The sequence below is a fragment of the Rhodococcus baikonurensis genome, from assembly GCF_040489275.1.
GTDB classification, from domain to species: domain Bacteria; phylum Actinomycetota; class Actinomycetes; order Mycobacteriales; family Mycobacteriaceae; genus Rhodococcus_F; species Rhodococcus_F baikonurensis.
Genome location: NZ_JBEUOQ010000007.1, coordinates 121,835 through 138,174, shown reverse-complemented (window position 1 = coordinate 138,174; position 16,340 = coordinate 121,835). Strand labels below are relative to the sequence as shown.

Below are 16,340 nucleotides of genomic sequence, written 5' to 3'. Positions count from 1 at the left end.
GTAGACCTACTGTACCGGCTGGACGGTTCAGTGAAATCTTTTCGAAAGAACATCAGAGAAAGTCGCAGGGGAGCAATGTCAGTGTCGGCAGATCACACGTCTGCAATCAATCCCGACGAGGTTCGGGCGACAAAGCGTGACTGGGCGGGCTTGATAGTCCTTGCCTTTGCTGTGTTGCTCATCGCAGTCGACGGCACGGTGCTCGATCTTGCGCTTCCGTTCATCAGCGCGGACCTCGAACCGAGCAGCACGCAGTTGCTGTGGATCATCGACGTCTATTCGTTCGTGCTCGCCGGTCTGCTCATCACGATGGGTACGCTCGGTGACCGGATCGGCAGGAGAAAACTGCTCCTGATCGGCGCCGTGGGCTTCGGTCTGGCCTCGATCATCGCGGCCCTCGCAGTCAGTCCGGAAATGCTCATCGCCGCCCGTGTGCTGCAGGGCATCTCCGGTGCAACGCTGATGCCGGCCACCCTCGGTCTGATCCGCACGATCTTCGTCAACCCGCGTCAGCGCACCGAAGCCATCGGCGTCTGGGGCGCGATGGCAGGTGGCGGTACCGCAGCCGGCCCGTTGGTCGGTGGTTGGTTGCTCGAGCACTTCTGGTGGGGCTCGGTCTTCTTGATCAACATCCCGGTCATGATCGCGCTGGTGGTACTCGGCCCGATTCTGATCCCGGAGTCGAAGGACCCCAATCCGGGTCGATTCGACCTCATCAGTGCAGGTCTGTCGATGGCGACCATGTTGCCGCTCGTGTACGCGGTCAAGGAATCCGTGGTGCACGGCGTCAGTGGCACGCTGCTGGTCATCGGCCTGGTTGGTCTCGCGGCGGGTTACGTGTTCGTGCGTCGTCAGCGGATGCTGAAGGATCCGATGTTGGATCTGAAACTGTTCGCCAACGCGTCGTTCTCCACCGCGGTCATCACCAACCTGCTCTCGATCTTCGCGCTGGCGGGCGTGCTGTTCTTCGGTTCGCAGTACCTGCAGTTGGTACTCGGTAACTCGGCGTTCAACGCCGGCTTGTTGATGCTTCCGGGCATGTTGCTCAGCGCGTTCACTGCGGTTGCGGCGGCATGGTTGATCCGCCGGTGGTCGGTGTCTCACGTGCTCAGCGCAGGCCTCGCGGTTGCCGGTATCGGTGCTGCGATGCTGCTCGCCCTCGGCGTCGACAGCGGCCCGCTGATGTTCGTGATCGGCTTCGGTCTGGCCGGTGCAGGTGTCGGTGTCGCACTGACACTGACGTCGGATCTTGTGGTCAGTTCGGTGGAACCCGAGCGTGCCGGTGCTGCGTCCGCGGTGTCGGAGACGGCGTACGAACTCGGTATCGCGCTCGGCGTGGCGATCCTGGGCAGCGTGGTGATGGCGATCTTCCGCAAGGGAATCGACACGTCGATGCTCGAGGCAGATCAGGCGCACGCCGCGCAGGGCACTTTGGGTGGTGCGCTGCAGGAAGCGACGTACCTGCCCGGTGAACTCGGTTCGGTGCTTGCCGATTCCGCGAAGTCGGCCTTCGTCGACGGTATGCACGTTGCTGCCGGCGCTACCGCTTTGGTTCTCTTCGTCAGTGCCGCATTGGTGTTGCGGATGCTGCGGAGTACCCCAGAGAACGCGAAGCGTTGACCCGTGTAGAAGTAGCGCTGACTCTGACGGAATCCAGGTAGTCAGCGTTCGAGTACGACGAACGAGTGCCCAGGCACGACGGTTGCGGACGCGGTCTCGTCCTGTGTCGGCGGATCCCACCATAAAATGGGGGTTCCGCCGGCCGGGACCGAGGCCGCGTCCGTTCCCAGATTGCACACGATCTGTAATGCGCCGCGGCGCAGGGTGATCCACTGGCCGTCCTCGTCGTAGTCGACGTGCAAGTGCCCAAGCCAAGGATCGGTGATCTCGATTCGCTTCTTGCGCAGGGCAAGTAAATCGCGATAGCACGCCAGGACACGAGCATGCGTCTCGTCGGCTCGCTCGTCCCAGTCGAGTTTCGATCGCAGAAATGTCTGTGGATCTTGCGGATCCGGAATGTCGTCGCTGTTCCAGCCGTGTGCCGCGAACTCCGCCTTGCGGCCTGCGGCGGTGGCTTCGCCGAGTTCCGGTTCCGGGTGCGAGGTGAAGAACTGGAACGGGGTGGTGGCTCCCCATTCTTCGCCCATGAACAGCATCGGCGTGTACGGCGAGAGCAGGACCAGCGCCGCCTTGATCGCCAATTGGCCTGGCGTCAGATAGGCGCTCGGGCGGTCGCCGATCGCGCGGTTGCCGATCTGATCGTGGGTGCACGTGTACGCGAGCAGAGCACTGGCCGGCTGATGCGTGATGTCGATCGGCCGACCGTGAACCCGCTCACGAAACGACGAATAGGTTCCGGCATGGAAGAAACCGCGCCGCAACGTATTCGCAAGTGACTCCAACGAACCGAAGTCGGCGTAGTAGCCCTGGCGTTCACCCGAGACGGCCGCGTGAATGGTGTGGTGGATGTCGTCGTCCCACTGCGCGTCCAGGCCGAACCCGCCTGCCGCGCGTGGCGTGACGAGAGTGGCGTCGTTGAGATCACTTTCGGCGATCAACGTGAGCGGTCGACCCAGATGGGTCGACAGTGTTTCCGTTCGGACGGCGAGTTCCTCGAGGATGTGCGTCCCGGTGTGATCGACCAGGGCATGGACTGCGTCGAGGCGTAGGCCGTCGATGTGGAAGTCGCGCATCCATCGCAAGGCGTTGCCGATGATGTACTCGCGAACCTCGCCCGACTGCGGGCCGCCGATGTTGATGGTTCGGCCCCAGGTGTTCGCCCCGTCCGCGATGTAGGGACCGAACCGTTCGAGATAGTTGCCCGACGGGCCCAGATGGTTGTAGACCACGTCCAGGATCACGCCGAGTCCGCGTTCGTGGGCAGCGTTCACCAGACGTTGCAATCCGTCCGGACCGCCGTAGACCTCGTGGACGGTGTACCAGAGCACACCGTCGTAGCCCCAGTTGTGAGTTCCGTTGAAGCCGTTGACCGGCATGAGCTCCACGAACCCGATGCCGAGGTCTACCAGGTGATCGAGGCGCTCGATCGCGGCGTCGAAAGTTCCTTCGGGGGTGAACGTTCCGATGTGCAGTTCGTAGACGGACGATCCCGGAAGTTGCCTTCCGGTCCAGTGAGAGTCGGTCCAGGACGACTCGTCCAACCGGTGCAGTTGGGAGCGAAGGTGCACGCCCTCGGGCTGTCGCGGTGATCGCGGGTCCGGCAGCGTTTCGCCGTCGACGACAAACCCGTAACGGGCCTGGCTGTCGCAGTCGACCTCGGCTCGCCACCACCCGTCGTCGGTGCGTTCCATGTCGTGAGTGACTCCGTTGACGTCGACCCGGACCGATTCCGGCGTGGGCGCCCAGACCTCGAAAGTATGCACACGATCAGCATGCCTTGTTCGGTCGGATGCGGCAGCCTGGCGGGGCGGGATCGGTCGTCATGGACGGTTTCTATCCGCAGGTGTTGCCGGACGGTGCGGACAGCGTGATCAGTTCCGGAGTGGGTGCGCCGCAGCATCCGCCCTCGGCTTTTCCTGTGCCGGTTTCTGCTGTGTCAGGTTCGTCGAAAACGCCTGCGCCGCCGCAGACCCCGGTCTCCGGAAGGATCAACTCGACGCGGGCCGCGGCTTCGTGATCGCCGGCGAGTTCGGCTGCGATGCTGCGAACCTGCTCGTAGCCGGTCATCGCCAGGAAGGTGGGTGCCCGGCCGTAGCTTTTCATTCCTGCCGAGTACACGCCCTGCTCCGGATGGCGAAGCTCCTTCGCACCGTGCGGATACACGGTGCCGCACGAATGGACGTTCGGGTCGATCAGCGGAGCAAGCTCGACCGGCGCCTGTAAGACCGGGTCGAGGGCGAGTCGTATTTCCGAAAGCCAGGACAGATCGGGGCGGAATCCGGTCAGTGTGACGACGTTGTCCACGTCCTGGATGTGCTCACCGGCGTCGGAGGTAAGTCTGAGTCGCCCCGACGGGATTGTTGACACAGCGGCTGTACGGAAGCCGGTGACCACCCGAAGAAATCCCGCATCGACGGCCTTCTTCGCGCGCAACCCCAGGGCGCCGCGAGCGGGGAGTTGATCAGCGTCGCCGCCGCCGAATGCCGAGCCGACGTTTCCTCGGCGGACTGCCCAGGTGATACGGGTGCTCGGATCTTTCTCTGCAAGCCCCGACAGCGCAACGATCGCGGTCAGCGCAGAGTGGCCGCTTCCGGCGACGACAGTGTGCGTGCCGGTGAACTGCGCGCGCACCGTCGGATCGTCGAGATCAGGAACTCGGTAGCTGATCGCGGACCCAGCAGAGACTTCGCCCAGTGCTGGCAGACCTTCACCGCCGAGCGGGTTGGGAGTACCCCAGGTACCGGATGCGTCGACGACGGCCTGGGCCAAGACGCGATCCTCGGTTCCGTCATGGCGGCGGAGGTGAATCGAGAGGGGTTCGGTGTCGCGACCGGCGTCGACGACCAGGTCACGCCCGCGCCGCGCTATGCCGCTCACTTCGGTGTCGAACTGGACCAGGTCGCCGAGTGCAGCGGCGAGTGGTTCGAGATAGTGCTCGCGCCATTGCCGGCCGGTCGGGTACGTCTCACCGTCGGGGGAGTCCCATCCATTCTGGTCGAGGAGTCGGCGTGCGGCTGGGGAGACGAGTTCGGACCAACGTGAGAACAGTCGAACGTGATTCCACTCGGAGATCGCGGTACCGGCTGCGCCTCCGCGCTCGAAGACGAGCGAGGTGAGTCCACGTTCGCGCAATTCGGCTGCGGCTGCCAGGCCGATCGGGCCTGCTCCGATCACGACCACGGGTAGGGGGTTCATGTCGTACCTTTCATCGACGATTATCGATCTATTCGGACTGTATCGACAATCATCAATGTAGGCAACCATCGACGGCTGTCGATATAGTGAAGCGATGACATCGCTGCAGTCGCCAACGGTGCGCGTCGGAGATTCGGGCCCGGAACAGGTGGGTACTTCCGTCCTCGCGCAGGGCGACGCCGATACCTACGCACAGTGGTTCGCCTGCCTGGCGGAGCCGATGCGGGTCCGATTGCTTCACCGGGTGGCGAGCGCGGTCGGTGGTATTACCGTCGGAGCGCTCGCCGAGGCATTGGGGATCGGGCAGCCGACGGTGTCGCACCACCTGCGCAAGCTCGCCGACGTGGGTTTCGTGAACCTGCGTAGGGAAGGGACCAGCACGGTCGTCGCGGTGAATCCGACGTGCTGTGTTGCGCTGCCGCAGGCGGCGGATGTGGTGATGGGGGTGCTCGGACCGCGTCCATGCTGCCCGAGTGATCTGCCTGACGACGTCGCTGTCCGGGCGATGGCCGACGACGACTGGGATTCGGTTCTTCGGATTTGCGGCGAGGGTATCGATACTCGAAATGCCACCTTCGCCACGGAGGTCCCCGTGCGCGAGTACCTCCAAGATCGGTGGCTGCTGCATCATCGATGGGTGGCGACTATCGAGGGCACTGTAGTCGGCTGGGCGGCGCTGAGTTCAGTCTCCGAGCGTGACTGCTATCGCGGGGTTGCGGAGAATTCCGTGTATGTCGCGGACGGCATGCGTGGTCGGGGCGTCGGAAAAGCGCTGTTGCGCAAGCAAGTCATGGCCGCCGACGCTGATGGTTTCTGGACTTTGCAGACGTCGATCTTTCCGGAGAATCGTGCCTCCATCTCACTGCATCATTCGGCTGGATTCAGAACTATCGGTCTCCGGGAAAAGATTGCCCAACTCGACGGTGTCTGGCGTGACACTGTTCTCCTCGAACGACGTGCGGTGGCCGCCCCGTTTGACGGGCCGTGGTCCGTAATCGCAAATCACTTGATTGCGCCTTGATTCGAAATCTGTCAATATCGAAGAATGTCGAATCAAGGCGCCCCGGAGTCCGAAGCGTGCTGCACCCCACTCGTGCGTGAACCGTTGACCGAGGATTGGGCCGGCGATCTGTCTCGGATGTTCAAAGCGCTCGGTGACCCGGTCCGCCTCCGTCTGCTCAGTTTGGTGGCGAGTCACGAGGGTGGTGAAGCCTGCGTCTGCGACATCTCCGACTCGTTCGACCTGTCCCAACCGACTATCTCGCATCACCTCAAGGTGTTGCGCCAGGCCGGGCTACTCGACTGTGAACGACGCGGGACCTGGGTGTACTACTGGGTGATTCCGGCTGCGCTGCAGCAGCTTTCCGCGGTACTCCTGGTTGAAGGTACGAGCGTGAGTGCTGCAGGCTCTTGCGCTGAGGTCACGGCATGAGCAAGGCTGCCGGCGTCGACCACCCTGCAGTGGTCGGCAAACTCTCCACCCTCGACCGCTGTCTACCGGTGTGGATCGGCGTCGCCATGGTTGCAGGACTCCTGCTGGGGCGGTGGATACCCGGCGTCAACACGGTCATCGAGAAGGTGCAGATCGACGGGATCTCGTTGCCGATCGCACTCGGCCTGCTGATCATGATGTACCCGGTGTTGGCGAAAGTTCGCTACGACCGACTCGACACGGTCACCGGCGACAAGAAACTACTCGCGGGCTCGCTGGTCCTGAATTGGGTTCTCGGGCCCGCATTGATGTTCGCCCTTGCCTGGCTGATGCTGCCGGATCTCCCCGAATACCGCACCGGACTGATCATCGTCGGCCTCGCTCGCTGCATCGCGATGGTCATCATCTGGAACGACCTGGCCTGTGGTGACCGTGAAGCCGCGGCTGTTCTGGTCGCGATCAACTCGGTATTCCAAGTTTTCATGTTTGCCGTTCTCGGCTGGTTCTACCTGTCCGTCCTACCCGGTTGGCTCGGCCTCGAACAAACCACGATCGACACGTCACCCTGGCAGATCGCCAAATCTGTTCTGATCTTCCTCGGAATCCCGCTGGTTGCCGGTTTCCTGTCCCGCTACTTCGGCGAAAGGGCAAGGGGGCGTGACTGGTACGACAACAGGTTCATCCCGGCGATCAGTCCGTGGGCCCTTTACGGCCTTCTGTTCACGATTGTCGTCCTCTTCGCCTTGCAGGGTGAACAGATCACCTCGCGACCATGGGACGTCGTCCGGATCGCGCTGCCGTTGCTCGCGTACTTCGCACTCATGTGGGGCGGAGGCTACATCCTCGGCGCCGCAATCGGATTGGGTTACGAACGCACCACGACCCTCGCGTTCACCGCCGCGGGCAACAACTTCGAACTTGCGATCGCCGTTGCCATCGCCACCTATGGCGCCACTTCGGGACAGGCGCTTGCCGGTGTCGTCGGCCCGCTGATCGAGGTGCCGGTGCTCGTCGGTCTGGTGTACGTCTCCCTTGCTCTACGCAAACGCTTTGCCGTCGAAGAGGTTTCACCTGGTCGAGAAAGCGCGAGGTCATGAGTACACCATCCGTGTTGTTCGTGTGCGTCCACAACGCCGGCCGATCGCAGATGGCAGCCGGGTTTCTGAGCCATCTCGCGGGTGATGCTATCGAGGTCCGTTCCGCCGGATCCGCACCCGCCGAGGCCGTCAATTCGGCAGCGGTCGAGGCGATGGCAGAGCGCGGTATCGACATCTCAGCTCAGTCTCCGAAGATCCTCACAGCCGACGCAGTCCAGGACTCGGATGTCGTCGTCACCATGGGCTGCGGCGACACGTGCCCGATCTTTCCCGGTAAGAGCTACCGAGACTGGGTTCTCGACGATCCGGCCGGACAGGGCCTCGACGCGGTTCGCCCGATCCGCGACGAAATCGAGCGTCGCGTTCGAGCCCTGATCGCCGAACTCAACCAGCTTCGCTAGGCATTGACCACGGCGACAGATTCGGACCCGCCAGACACAAACAGAACGGATGACCAGCGGGATCGAGCAGCACCCGGCAACGCTCCGGCGCGTTCTGCCGTCTACCGAGTTGGGCGCCGAGGCTGACAGCTTGCTCCTGTGCGATGTCCAGATCATCGACCACTAGATCCAGATGAATCTGCTTCGGTATTGCACCCGTCGGCCACGTGCTCGGGCGATGTTCGTCGATGCGGATTGCGGTGATCTGGCCGCCGCCTGCGCTGACGGTCGCAAACTTCTCAGTACTGTGCGTGATTTTGCCGCCCAGCATATTTCGCCAGAATTCGGCAAGGCGTTGTGGATCATTGCAATCGAGGGTGATCGATCCCAAGCGAGCTACAGGCATGGGCTCGACGCTACAGAATTCCTTGGTTCGGCTTCCTTCGCGGAGGCGTTATCCGTCGGCAGGCTCGATGTGTTCGGCACCGAGGACCGAGAGCCGGTATTCCTGTGCGTCCTGCTCGGTTTCGAAATCTTTCTCTTCGAGGAGGTTCCGATCGGCGTCGAGGTATCGGTAGGTAGTCATCCCTCCACCGTGCCATTGATGTCCGGTTCCTGCTCGGATACGGGTTCGATCTCGTCGACGATCGTTTGTACGAGTCTCCCGTACTGCTTGATCAAATCCTTCGACGACAACGAATCCTCGCCGAGAAGGTCCAGCGTTCGCATACCTGTGGCAAGCCCGAGCACGAGTGAGACGACCAGCTGGCTACGAACCAAATCCGGCGAGGTGTCGCCGATGCGTCGCGCGATCCGGTGAACGTATCGTTCCTTGATCTCAGCCCTGGCTGCGCCGGGATCCGGGGCTTCGTGAACATGTACGGCGAGCATTGCCCACGGATCGGTTTCGTCGGCTTCCCTACGGGCAACGAGTCTCTCGACCAGCCAGTAGCCGAAGCCACCTGAGGAGTCGCCGTTCGGCTCCTCGTCCATCGGAGGTGCGGACGGGATCGCCGCCGAATACAACCGAGCTTTGCTGCCGTAGATCTTCATGACCAGCGCGGGGGAGTATCCGGCGGCTGCCGCAACATCTTTGATCTTCGTCGAGGCATACCCGCGTTCCGCGAACAAGGATGTCGCGGCCGTGAGGATGCTCTCTTCAGCGGTGCTCATGGCAGGCCTGCTCATACGGTTGTCAGCGGCTCTGCATCGAGGGGAACGTCGAAGTCGACGACGGTGGACTGCGCGATGACCGCGATCTGCCTCGCGAGTGTGCCGTGTCCGCTCGCGGTCAACGCGGTGAGGATGTATCGACCGGATGTGGGGAGAGCGATTCCGTAGTGTCCGGCTCCGTCGGTGACGGTGGATGCGACGAACTCGCCGGTCGGTTTGGTGAGTGTGACGACAGTTCCCGAAGTTGTCTGCCCACCCACACCGACCTTGCCGGAGATGGTAAGGCGCTCACCGAGTTCGACGGTGTGCGTCGATTGCGCGTTGTCGAAACCGACCACCTGTGAGATCGGGGACCAGCCGTCGGCGCTCGTCACCACCAAGTACCGTCCGGGCTGCGGAAGAGCGAGGGAGAAATTGCCCTCGTTGTCGGCGCGGCTCCAGTCGATCGGACGCCCGTCCATGTCCATCACGGTGACCACGGCCTGCCTGATGGGGCGACTGTCCGCTCGGACGACGCGACCGGCAACCACTATTTCCGTATCGCTCACGGCGGCGTCGGGAAGCTCGAAACCTTCCGGTGTGACCGGGCGAAGTGCCGTTTCCGGTTTTGCGCCGCGGCGAGGAATGAAGGCAGCAGCACCGGCAGCGGCAACCGCGGCCAGGGCGGCGAGCCAGAAGATGTTCTTGAAGGCGTCGATCGACGGAAGGCCCTCGCCGGGTCCGGACGGAATAACCATCGAGGTGAGCATGGCGGCGACCACCGCGCTGGAGATCGAGGTACCGACCGAGCGAAGGAGCGAGTTGAGGCCGTTTGCCGACGCGGTTTCCGTGATCGGGACCGAGCGCATGATCAGCATCGGCATCGCGGAGTACGCGATTGCAGTTCCGATGCTGACCACCGCTGCGCTGATGATGATCAGTGCGATCGATCCGGTCAGGAACACGCGCGCGATGTAGGCGAGCGCGAGCACCGTGCCGCCGACGATCAGGGTGGTTTTCGCGCCGAATCGTTTGGTGATGTTCGCGGACACGGGAGCGAAGAAGACCATCGCGAGTCCTGCCGGAATCATGCAGAGCCCAGCCGCCATCACGCCCAGTTCGAAGCCGTAGCCGGAGATTTTCGGCATCTGAAGTTGTTGTGTCGTCGAAAGGTTGTTCGCGTACATCGAGAAGCCGACGAGGATCGACGCGACGTTGGTCAGCAGTACTGGCCGCTTGGCTGACGTGCGCAAGTCGACCATCGGCTGGGTGACGCGTAGTTCGTAGGGGAACCACAGTGCGAGCGTCACGACCCCGATGACGAACATCAGCAATGTCGGTTCACTGGTCCATCCCCAGCGGGCGCCCTTGGAAATGGCGAGGAGGAGTGCGGCGAGTGAAACCGAGAGCATGGCTGCGCCGAGGAAGTCGAACTTGCCGCGGGTGCGAACACTTGATTCCGGGACAACGACGGCCACTGCGACGATCAGTAGGACGCCCACGATCGCCGAGAGCCAGAAGATGGCGGGCCAGCCGAGGTGTTCGAAGATCAACCCTGACAGCGGGAGTCCGAGTGCGGCACCGACTCCGAGAGTGGCGCTCATCAATGCGGTTGCCGACGCCACCTTCTCCTTGGGGAGTTCGTCGCGCATGATGCTGATTCCGACCGGAATCATCGAGATGGCGAAGCCTTGAAGTCCGCGCCCGATGAGGAGGGAAACGAAGTTGCCGCCGATCGCTGCGATCAGTGATCCGACCACGATCGTGGTCATCGAGATCAGCATCATGCGTCGTTTTCCGAACATGTCCGCCAGGCGAGTGACGATCGGGGTGGCGACGGCACTGGTCAGCAGGGTGACGGTGACCAGCCATGAAGCGTCGTCCGCGCTGACGCCGAGGATCTTCGGAAACTCGGGCAGCAACGGAATGACCATGGTTTGTTGCAGTGCGACCACGGTGCCGGACAGACAGAGGATTGCGGTGATGAGCCGACTCGAACGGCGAGGGGTCGGAGACGAGTGCAATGCCAAGAGACGGTCCTTCACGAGGCGTGGGGTGAACGGTAGTTCACCCCTGAGTGAATCACTGTTCACCCCTGATTGTCACATCGGTGGATTGTGTCTTCGGTCACGACTTCGGTGATGTCACTGGTTTCCCCGCCGGTATCGCGGGAACAACGACAGTGGTGTTCTGTGCCTGCGCTTGGCGGGCAGCGAGGAGGAGTGATGCGTGCCGAAGTAGGTGACCGCCTTCATGTTCAGGGGCGAGTGGTCGGTCAGTCCGAGGTGACGGCCGAGGTCCTCGAAGTTCACGGTGAGGATGGGCGACCGCCCTATCTGGTCAGGTACGACAACGGACACGAGGCACTCGTGTTTCCCGGCAGTGACGGTTGGATCGACCACCCTGGAAAAGGCTCCTGATCTGCACGCTTCTTTCCCTGCACGGTTGTTGCATCGAATGCGGCTAAAGTGTGCGCAATGGAGGGTAAACGCCAGTATCACTCCCGTGTGCGTGAGGCTTCCGCGCAACGAACAAAGGAACTCATTCGTGATGCGGCGACGACTCTGTTCGTGCGCGACGGGTATGTCAGCGCCACCGTCAAACAGATTGCCGACGCCGCCGGTGTGGCCAATCGGACCGTGTTCACGGCGTTCCCCGGCGGAAAGCTCGAGATCTTCGAAGCGGCACTTGCTGCAGCGCTGGACGCCGAGCCTTTTCCTCTCGGTGCGCCGAGTTCGGCCTCGGACCCCGATGACGTTCGGCGGATCGTCTCGCAGATCGTCGCACAGGGCATCGGCATGCTCGAGCGTGCCGGTGCTCTCATGATGGTCACCGTGGAATCTTCAGGTGCCGATTCCGACATGCGACGTCTGTCCGAGGAGTCGGCCGAGCAATCGGCAGCCAATGCGATGTCGATAGCGGAGGGTCTGTCGGAACACGGTTTACTGAGGCCGGAGATCTCGCTCGAGAAGGCCGCGGGAATACTTGCCGCCTTCGTCTCGCCGCAGCTTCATCAACAACTGCGTCGAGTCAGTGCTTGGGATCTCGACGCATACCGCTCGTGGCTGGAGTTCAACATTCGACAGAATCTAATGTACTAATTGGTCTGTTTTGGTTAGCATGGCGAGGGTTTTTTATTCTCGGGAGGAATCGCCAGCGTGCCCTATGCCTTGTTCGGCCTCATCACGATGCTGCTCTGGATCTTTTGCATCGTCGACGCCATCACGAGAGACGACGCCTATATCCAGTACCTGCCCAAGGTCGTCTGGATTCTGATCATCATCTTCCTTCCCACTCTCGGTTCGGTGCTCTGGCTCGTGGTGGGTCGCGGGCAGAATGCACCTCGTGGGTACGTCGGCCCAACCGGCTACGGCGAATACGAGCGTCCGGGACGCGCAGTCGCGCAGGATCCGGCGGCGGACGAAGCCTTCCTTCGTCAGTGCCGTGAGCGGGCGGAGGAGCAGCGCCGAATCGCCAAGCAGCAGCGCCGCGACGGAGACGCTGATCGAATGTGAGTTATCGATACGTCATGAGCTGGTCCAGCACGAGTCGAAGTGGCGGCCAGGACGTTCGGCCACGACGGGTTACCGCGTAGGCCGTGAGGATGACGGGCGGATCGATGAGTGGTTCGACCCGCACGCCTTCGCGAGTTTTACGTTCGAGCGGCATCAGTCCGACGCCGTAGCCGCTGAGGACCAAGAGTTCGACCAAGTCGAGACTGTCGATCTGGTGAGTGATCCGTGGGGTGAATCCAGCCAGCGACGCGAGGGTTCGCACGGCGCGCTCGTCGGCAGTGTTTCGTGAGTTCACGATCCATGGGGTGTCTGCGAAGGCTCGGAGATCGATCCTGGAATTCGTTCCCTCGTCGGGCGTTCGGGCGTTGTCGGGAACGCACAGTCCCCACGGCGTCGACCAGAGCGGAACTGCTTCGAGTAGTGGACTCGGAGACGCGGGGGCGAGGTTGTAGTCGTACGTCAGTGCGAGGTCGAGGTCGTCGCGTTCGAGGAGTGTGAACGCCTCGACTGGTTCGTATTCGCAGATCACCACGTCCACCAGCGGATGACTGTGTTGCAGGCTTCGGGCGACGGGGAGCATCGCGGTTCTGATGGCAGTTGCGAATCCGCCGACTCGCAGCGTTCCCACCGGTTCGGCGTCCGGATCGAGGTCCAGTCGAGCGGCGTCGAGCGCCGCCAGGATAGTGACCGCATGATCCGCGAGTCGTTGCCCGGCGGGGGTGAGGCGAACTCGTCGGCCGTCCGGCTCGATCAACGCTGTTCCGGTTTCGGCGGTCAAAGCAGCGAGCTGTTGGGACACCGTCGACGTCGTGAGGTTGTGCGCTTCGGCGACGGCGCGCATCGAACCCAAACGCGAGAGTTCGAGAAGAAGGTGAAGTCGACGGGTTTCCATTCGTCGATCATTCACTAATTGTGAACATAATGTGGGTCGAAATCGCGTGGACGCGAACGGTGGGTGTCCCGTTCAATGCAAATTATGGATACGAGAGCGCGAGCCGGCGTCGGTCTGGCTGTTCTGGCGATGTTGTGCGTACAGCTCGGCCTCGCCGTCTCGGTGAGTCTGATCGATCAGCTCGGCGCGGACGGAGCGGCGTGGGTGCGCCTTGCCTGGGCGGGCATCATTCTTTTGATCATCGTCAGGCCCCGGCCGTCCGCGTTCACCCGCAAGGCGTTTCTGGCCTGCGTGGTCCTGGGTGTGGTGACCGCCGGGATGACGCTCTTGTTCATGGCGGCCGTGGATCGTCTTCCGCTGGGCACGGCTAGCGCCTTGGAATTCTTGGGTCCGCTGACAGTTGCTCTGCTGCGCGGGCACGGCCGTGTTCTGTGGCCGGTTCTGGCCGGTGTCGGCGTAGTCCTTCTGACCGAACCGTGGGCGGGGACGGTCGATCTGGTGGGAGTGGGGTACGCGCTCGGCGCAGCGCTCTGCTGGGCGATGTACATACTGCTCACCCAGCGTGTCGGCGACGAGGTTGCCGGTATCAACGGGCTGGCGGTGTCGATGGCCGTAGCTGGTTTGGCCGCAACAATTGCCGTGGGGCATTCGGCCATCGGGCGGCTGACCCCGCACCTGATCCTCGTGGGCCTCGGGCTCGCGATTCTGCTGCCCGTCGTGCCCTTCGTCTTGGAGATGGTCTCGCTGCGGCGGCTGTCGACGGCAGCGTTCGGCACGCTGATGAGTCTCGAACCCGCGTTCGCTCAGCTCATCGGTTTGATTGTGTTGCACCAGGTCCCGAGCCTTCTGGCCGTGGCAGGTATCGCGTGCGTCGTCGTCGCCGGTATCGGCGCGGCCCGAGGTGGCGCGAGAGATCGTGCTCAGGGGCCGGCCGCGCCACCCTCCGATTCCGAGCGAACGTACCTTTCGGCGCCTTCATGAGACCGAGAGTGCCGTTCGCTCAGTGCACGGCTGCCGCAGCGATTGCTCCGTCGAACACGTCGGCGACCTCGCCGAGTGAATCGAGAATCGGCTGACCTGATCGTTCGACGCGAGCCCGCACCAGTGAACCCTCGAGCGCGGACACTGCAAGGACGGCAAGTCGTTCCGCTCGCGTACGTGCGACGCCGGACTCGACCAGTGAGTCGCGCAGTAGCGAAGTCCACTGTCGGTAGACCGCCTGTCCGGCGGCTGTCACGCTCTCCGAATCGGGGGCAAGTTCCAACAACACCGTCGTGATCGGCGAGCCTTCGTGGAAGTCCGAATCGCTGACCCATCCGGTGAGCAACCGCGCATACTCGCGCAGCAGTGCTCCGGCGTCTGATTGGCTCTCGGCGAGTTCGGTCAGAGTGTCGGTGACCAACTGCCCGCCGACGCGGACGACCTCTTCGCCGATCTGCTCCTTGCCGCCGGGAAAGTAGTGGTAGAGCGAACCTTTCGGCGCCCCGCTCGACTTGAGGATCTCGTTGAGGCCTGTTGCCGCATATCCCTGGCGGCGAAACAGATCGGCCGCAGCTCGTACAAGTGCCTCGCGGTGTTTCGGGGGAGTCGCCACGCGTTGGAGCTTAAACACCCCAGCGAACCATCACAATCTATGTAGACTGGTCTACATGGAGAATGCGGAGATACTCGAACAATTGCGCGCGGTCAACGCGTCGGCGGCCTTCAATCGGTGGGCGGGCTTCGAGGTCACGGAAGCAGAACCGGGTCGCGTGCGCCTGCGGCTCGAATGGCGTGAAGATCTCGGCCAGTACTCCGGACACCTGCACGCTGCGCTCGTGGCGGGACTCGTGGACACCGCATGTGGGTTTGCCGCCTTCACACAGGTGGGCGTAGTGGCGGCATCCCACTGTGCGGTCAACTTCGTGAGCCCCGGAGTCGGAACCGCATTCGTCGCCACGGCACGCTCGGTCAAGGCCGGGCGTAAGCAGGTGTTCGTCACTGCCGAGGTACATGCCGAACGCGAAGGCGAATCCGTGCTCGTCGCGTTCGGCACCACTCTGTTGGTTCCACTCGCCGCTCAATCTCAGGGAACCCCAGGCAAAGTCAGGGAATGAGGATGAACTTCCCGGCGGGATGAGAACTCTGCAACTCGGTGTGAGCGAGCGCGACGTCCGTCAGTGGAAAGGTCTTGGCGATCTTCACGGTGAGATGTCCGGAACCGGCTTGTTCGACCAGTTCGGATCGTGCCTTCAAACGTGCTTCGGCACTTGCCGGATTGCCTCCGCCGACAGACGCGAAGCCGTCGGTCTGGGCGCGTCCGAACGCGACGATGGTGACGATACGGCTCTTGTCGGTGACCAACGCCAGAGATGTATCGACGGCTTCGTCAGTTCCGGCGGTGTCGAAAGCGGCGTCGACACCGTTCGGTGCTAGTTCACGAACGCGGGCTTCGAGGCCGTTGCCGTAGACCACCGGGGTAGCGCCGAGTGAACGCACGTACTCCTGATTGGAGGCTCCCGCAGTGCCGATCACGGTGGCCCCGCGAGCTACTGCCAGCTGGACGGCAATCGCGCCGACGCCGCCGGACGCGCCGTGGATGAGAACGGTATCGCCGGAGCCGACTCTAATCGTGTCGAGGGCGTCGACTGCAGTTCCGCCGACGAGAAGGAGTCCGGCCGCCTGCTCCCAGCCGATGCCGGCGGGCTTCGCGGTCACCGAGGAGGCCGGAACGACAACCTGTTCGGAATAGAGACCGTTGCCCGGGCTGACGATCACCTCGTCGCCGACTGCCACGTCCGCGACAGCGTCACCGACGGCAGAGACGACGCCCGCCGCCTCGCCGCCGAGGCGGATCGGAAGTTTCTCGGGATCGGTGCCGAAAGCACCGCTGTAGAGCTTGAAGTCGAAGGGATTCACCCCGATCGCCTTCACGTCGACCAGGACTTCACCTGATTTCGGCGCCGGTAAATCGATGTCCACCAGCTCCAGGACCTCGGGCGTGCCGTACGTCTGCGCTACAACAGTTTTGGTCATGTCTCGCGCAACCGTCCTCGGGGAAGCGATATTCCCCGAGGA

Annotated in this window: 19 protein-coding genes; 10 read left to right on the top strand and 9 right to left on the bottom strand. The window is 62.8% G+C overall.

Annotated elements, in window-relative coordinates:
• Nucleotides 1-75: 75 nt before the first annotated feature.
• Nucleotides 76-1,620, top strand: a complete 1,545-nt coding sequence (locus ABWI03_RS17905) for an MFS transporter (protein ID WP_095969903.1) — start codon at nt 76-78, stop codon at nt 1,618-1,620.
• Nucleotides 1,621-1,661: 41 nt separating this feature from the next.
• Here the strand turns inward: ABWI03_RS17905 and treZ are convergent, their stop codons facing one another.
• A complete protein-coding gene (gene treZ, locus ABWI03_RS17900; RefSeq protein ID WP_298773241.1) occupies nt 1,662-3,383 on the bottom strand; it encodes a malto-oligosyltrehalose trehalohydrolase in 1,722 nt (573 codons plus the stop codon).
• Nucleotides 3,384-3,453: 70 nt separating this feature from the next.
• Nucleotides 3,454-4,815 carry an NAD(P)-binding domain-containing protein gene (locus ABWI03_RS17895; protein ID WP_298773239.1) on the bottom strand — a complete coding sequence of 454 codons (1,362 nt, stop codon included), beginning with the start codon at nt 4,813-4,815 and terminating at the stop codon, nt 3,454-3,456.
• Between the two features lie 94 nt (nt 4,816-4,909).
• Between ABWI03_RS17895 and ABWI03_RS17890 the strand changes: the two genes are divergently transcribed.
• From ABWI03_RS17890 to ABWI03_RS17875, 4 genes are read left to right on the top strand one after another with little or no spacing between them, the layout of a single operon-like run.
• The gene (locus ABWI03_RS17890; protein WP_298773237.1) at nt 4,910-5,836 is read left to right on the top strand and encodes a helix-turn-helix domain-containing GNAT family N-acetyltransferase; all 927 of its coding nucleotides are present in this window, start codon (nt 4,910-4,912) and stop codon (nt 5,834-5,836) included.
• A 24-nt stretch (nt 5,837-5,860) separates the two neighbouring features.
• Nucleotides 5,861-6,247 (top strand): ArsR/SmtB family transcription factor, encoded by a 387-nt coding sequence (locus tag ABWI03_RS17885; RefSeq protein WP_166810492.1) that lies wholly within the window; start codon nt 5,861-5,863, stop codon nt 6,245-6,247.
• Nucleotides 6,244-7,344, top strand: a complete 1,101-nt coding sequence (gene arsB / locus ABWI03_RS17880; RefSeq protein WP_298773234.1) for an ACR3 family arsenite efflux transporter — start codon at nt 6,244-6,246, stop codon at nt 7,342-7,344. Before ABWI03_RS17885 ends, arsB begins: the two co-directional genes overlap by 4 nt.
• Nucleotides 7,341-7,745, top strand: a complete 405-nt coding sequence (locus tag ABWI03_RS17875; RefSeq protein WP_298773233.1) for an arsenate reductase ArsC — start codon at nt 7,341-7,343, stop codon at nt 7,743-7,745. Before arsB ends, ABWI03_RS17875 begins: the two co-directional genes overlap by 4 nt.
• Here the strand turns inward: ABWI03_RS17875 and ABWI03_RS17870 are convergent.
• From ABWI03_RS17870 to ABWI03_RS17855, 4 genes are read right to left on the bottom strand one after another with little or no spacing between them, the layout of a single operon-like run.
• A complete protein-coding gene (locus ABWI03_RS17870; RefSeq protein WP_166810489.1) occupies nt 7,729-8,130 on the bottom strand; it encodes a VOC family protein in 402 nt (133 codons plus the stop codon). The two genes, ABWI03_RS17875 and ABWI03_RS17870, sit on opposite strands and share 17 nt — an antisense overlap.
• A gap of 48 nt (nt 8,131-8,178) precedes the next feature.
• The gene (locus tag ABWI03_RS17865) at nt 8,179-8,310 is read right to left on the bottom strand and encodes a hypothetical protein (RefSeq protein ID WP_260395768.1); all 132 of its coding nucleotides are present in this window, start codon (nt 8,308-8,310) and stop codon (nt 8,179-8,181) included.
• Nucleotides 8,307-8,897 (bottom strand): TetR/AcrR family transcriptional regulator, encoded by a 591-nt coding sequence (locus tag ABWI03_RS17860; RefSeq protein ID WP_298773230.1) that lies wholly within the window; start codon nt 8,895-8,897, stop codon nt 8,307-8,309. Before ABWI03_RS17860 ends, ABWI03_RS17865 begins: the two co-directional genes overlap by 4 nt.
• Before the next feature lie 11 nt (nt 8,898-8,908).
• Complete coding sequence (locus ABWI03_RS17855; protein WP_298773228.1) at nt 8,909-10,921, bottom strand: MFS transporter; 2,013 nt, start codon at nt 10,919-10,921, stop codon at nt 8,909-8,911.
• Between the two features lie 180 nt (nt 10,922-11,101).
• Here ABWI03_RS17855 and ABWI03_RS17850 point away from each other — a divergent pair, with 180 nt between their 5' ends.
• From ABWI03_RS17850 to ABWI03_RS17840, 3 genes are read left to right on the top strand one after another with little or no spacing between them, the layout of a single operon-like run.
• Complete coding sequence (locus ABWI03_RS17850) at nt 11,102-11,296, top strand: DUF1918 domain-containing protein (protein WP_298773225.1); 195 nt, start codon at nt 11,102-11,104, stop codon at nt 11,294-11,296.
• A gap of 57 nt (nt 11,297-11,353) precedes the next feature.
• Entirely contained in the window at nt 11,354-11,977 is a 624-nt protein-coding gene (locus tag ABWI03_RS17845; protein ID WP_298773223.1) for a TetR/AcrR family transcriptional regulator, read from the top strand.
• 57 nt (nt 11,978-12,034) lie between these two features.
• Nucleotides 12,035-12,391, top strand: a complete 357-nt coding sequence (locus ABWI03_RS17840; RefSeq protein ID WP_003941757.1) for a PLD nuclease N-terminal domain-containing protein — start codon at nt 12,035-12,037, stop codon at nt 12,389-12,391.
• A gap of 1 nt (nt 12,392) precedes the next feature.
• On the opposite strand, the gene ABWI03_RS17835 is transcribed toward ABWI03_RS17840, so the two are convergent.
• The gene (locus ABWI03_RS17835; protein WP_235169600.1) at nt 12,393-13,283 is read right to left on the bottom strand and encodes a LysR family transcriptional regulator; all 891 of its coding nucleotides are present in this window, start codon (nt 13,281-13,283) and stop codon (nt 12,393-12,395) included.
• Between the two features lie 84 nt (nt 13,284-13,367).
• On the opposite strand from ABWI03_RS17835, the gene ABWI03_RS17830 reads away from it, so the two are divergent.
• Complete coding sequence (locus tag ABWI03_RS17830; RefSeq protein WP_298773220.1) at nt 13,368-14,264, top strand: EamA family transporter; 897 nt, start codon at nt 13,368-13,370, stop codon at nt 14,262-14,264.
• Between the two features lie 19 nt (nt 14,265-14,283).
• Here the strand turns inward: ABWI03_RS17830 and ABWI03_RS17825 are convergent, their stop codons facing one another.
• Nucleotides 14,284-14,877 carry a TetR/AcrR family transcriptional regulator gene (locus ABWI03_RS17825; protein WP_298773218.1) on the bottom strand — a complete coding sequence of 198 codons (594 nt, stop codon included), beginning with the start codon at nt 14,875-14,877 and terminating at the stop codon, nt 14,284-14,286.
• Between the two features lie 55 nt (nt 14,878-14,932).
• On the opposite strand from ABWI03_RS17825, the gene ABWI03_RS17820 reads away from it, so the two are divergent.
• Entirely contained in the window at nt 14,933-15,379 is a 447-nt protein-coding gene (locus ABWI03_RS17820) for a PaaI family thioesterase (protein WP_253252834.1), read from the top strand.
• Here the strand turns inward: ABWI03_RS17820 and ABWI03_RS17815 are convergent.
• Nucleotides 15,369-16,298, bottom strand: coding sequence for an NADP-dependent oxidoreductase (locus tag ABWI03_RS17815; RefSeq protein WP_235169598.1), 930 nt, complete (start codon nt 16,296-16,298; stop codon nt 15,369-15,371). The two genes, ABWI03_RS17820 and ABWI03_RS17815, sit on opposite strands and share 11 nt — an antisense overlap.
• Nucleotides 16,299-16,340: the final 42 nt, after the last annotated feature.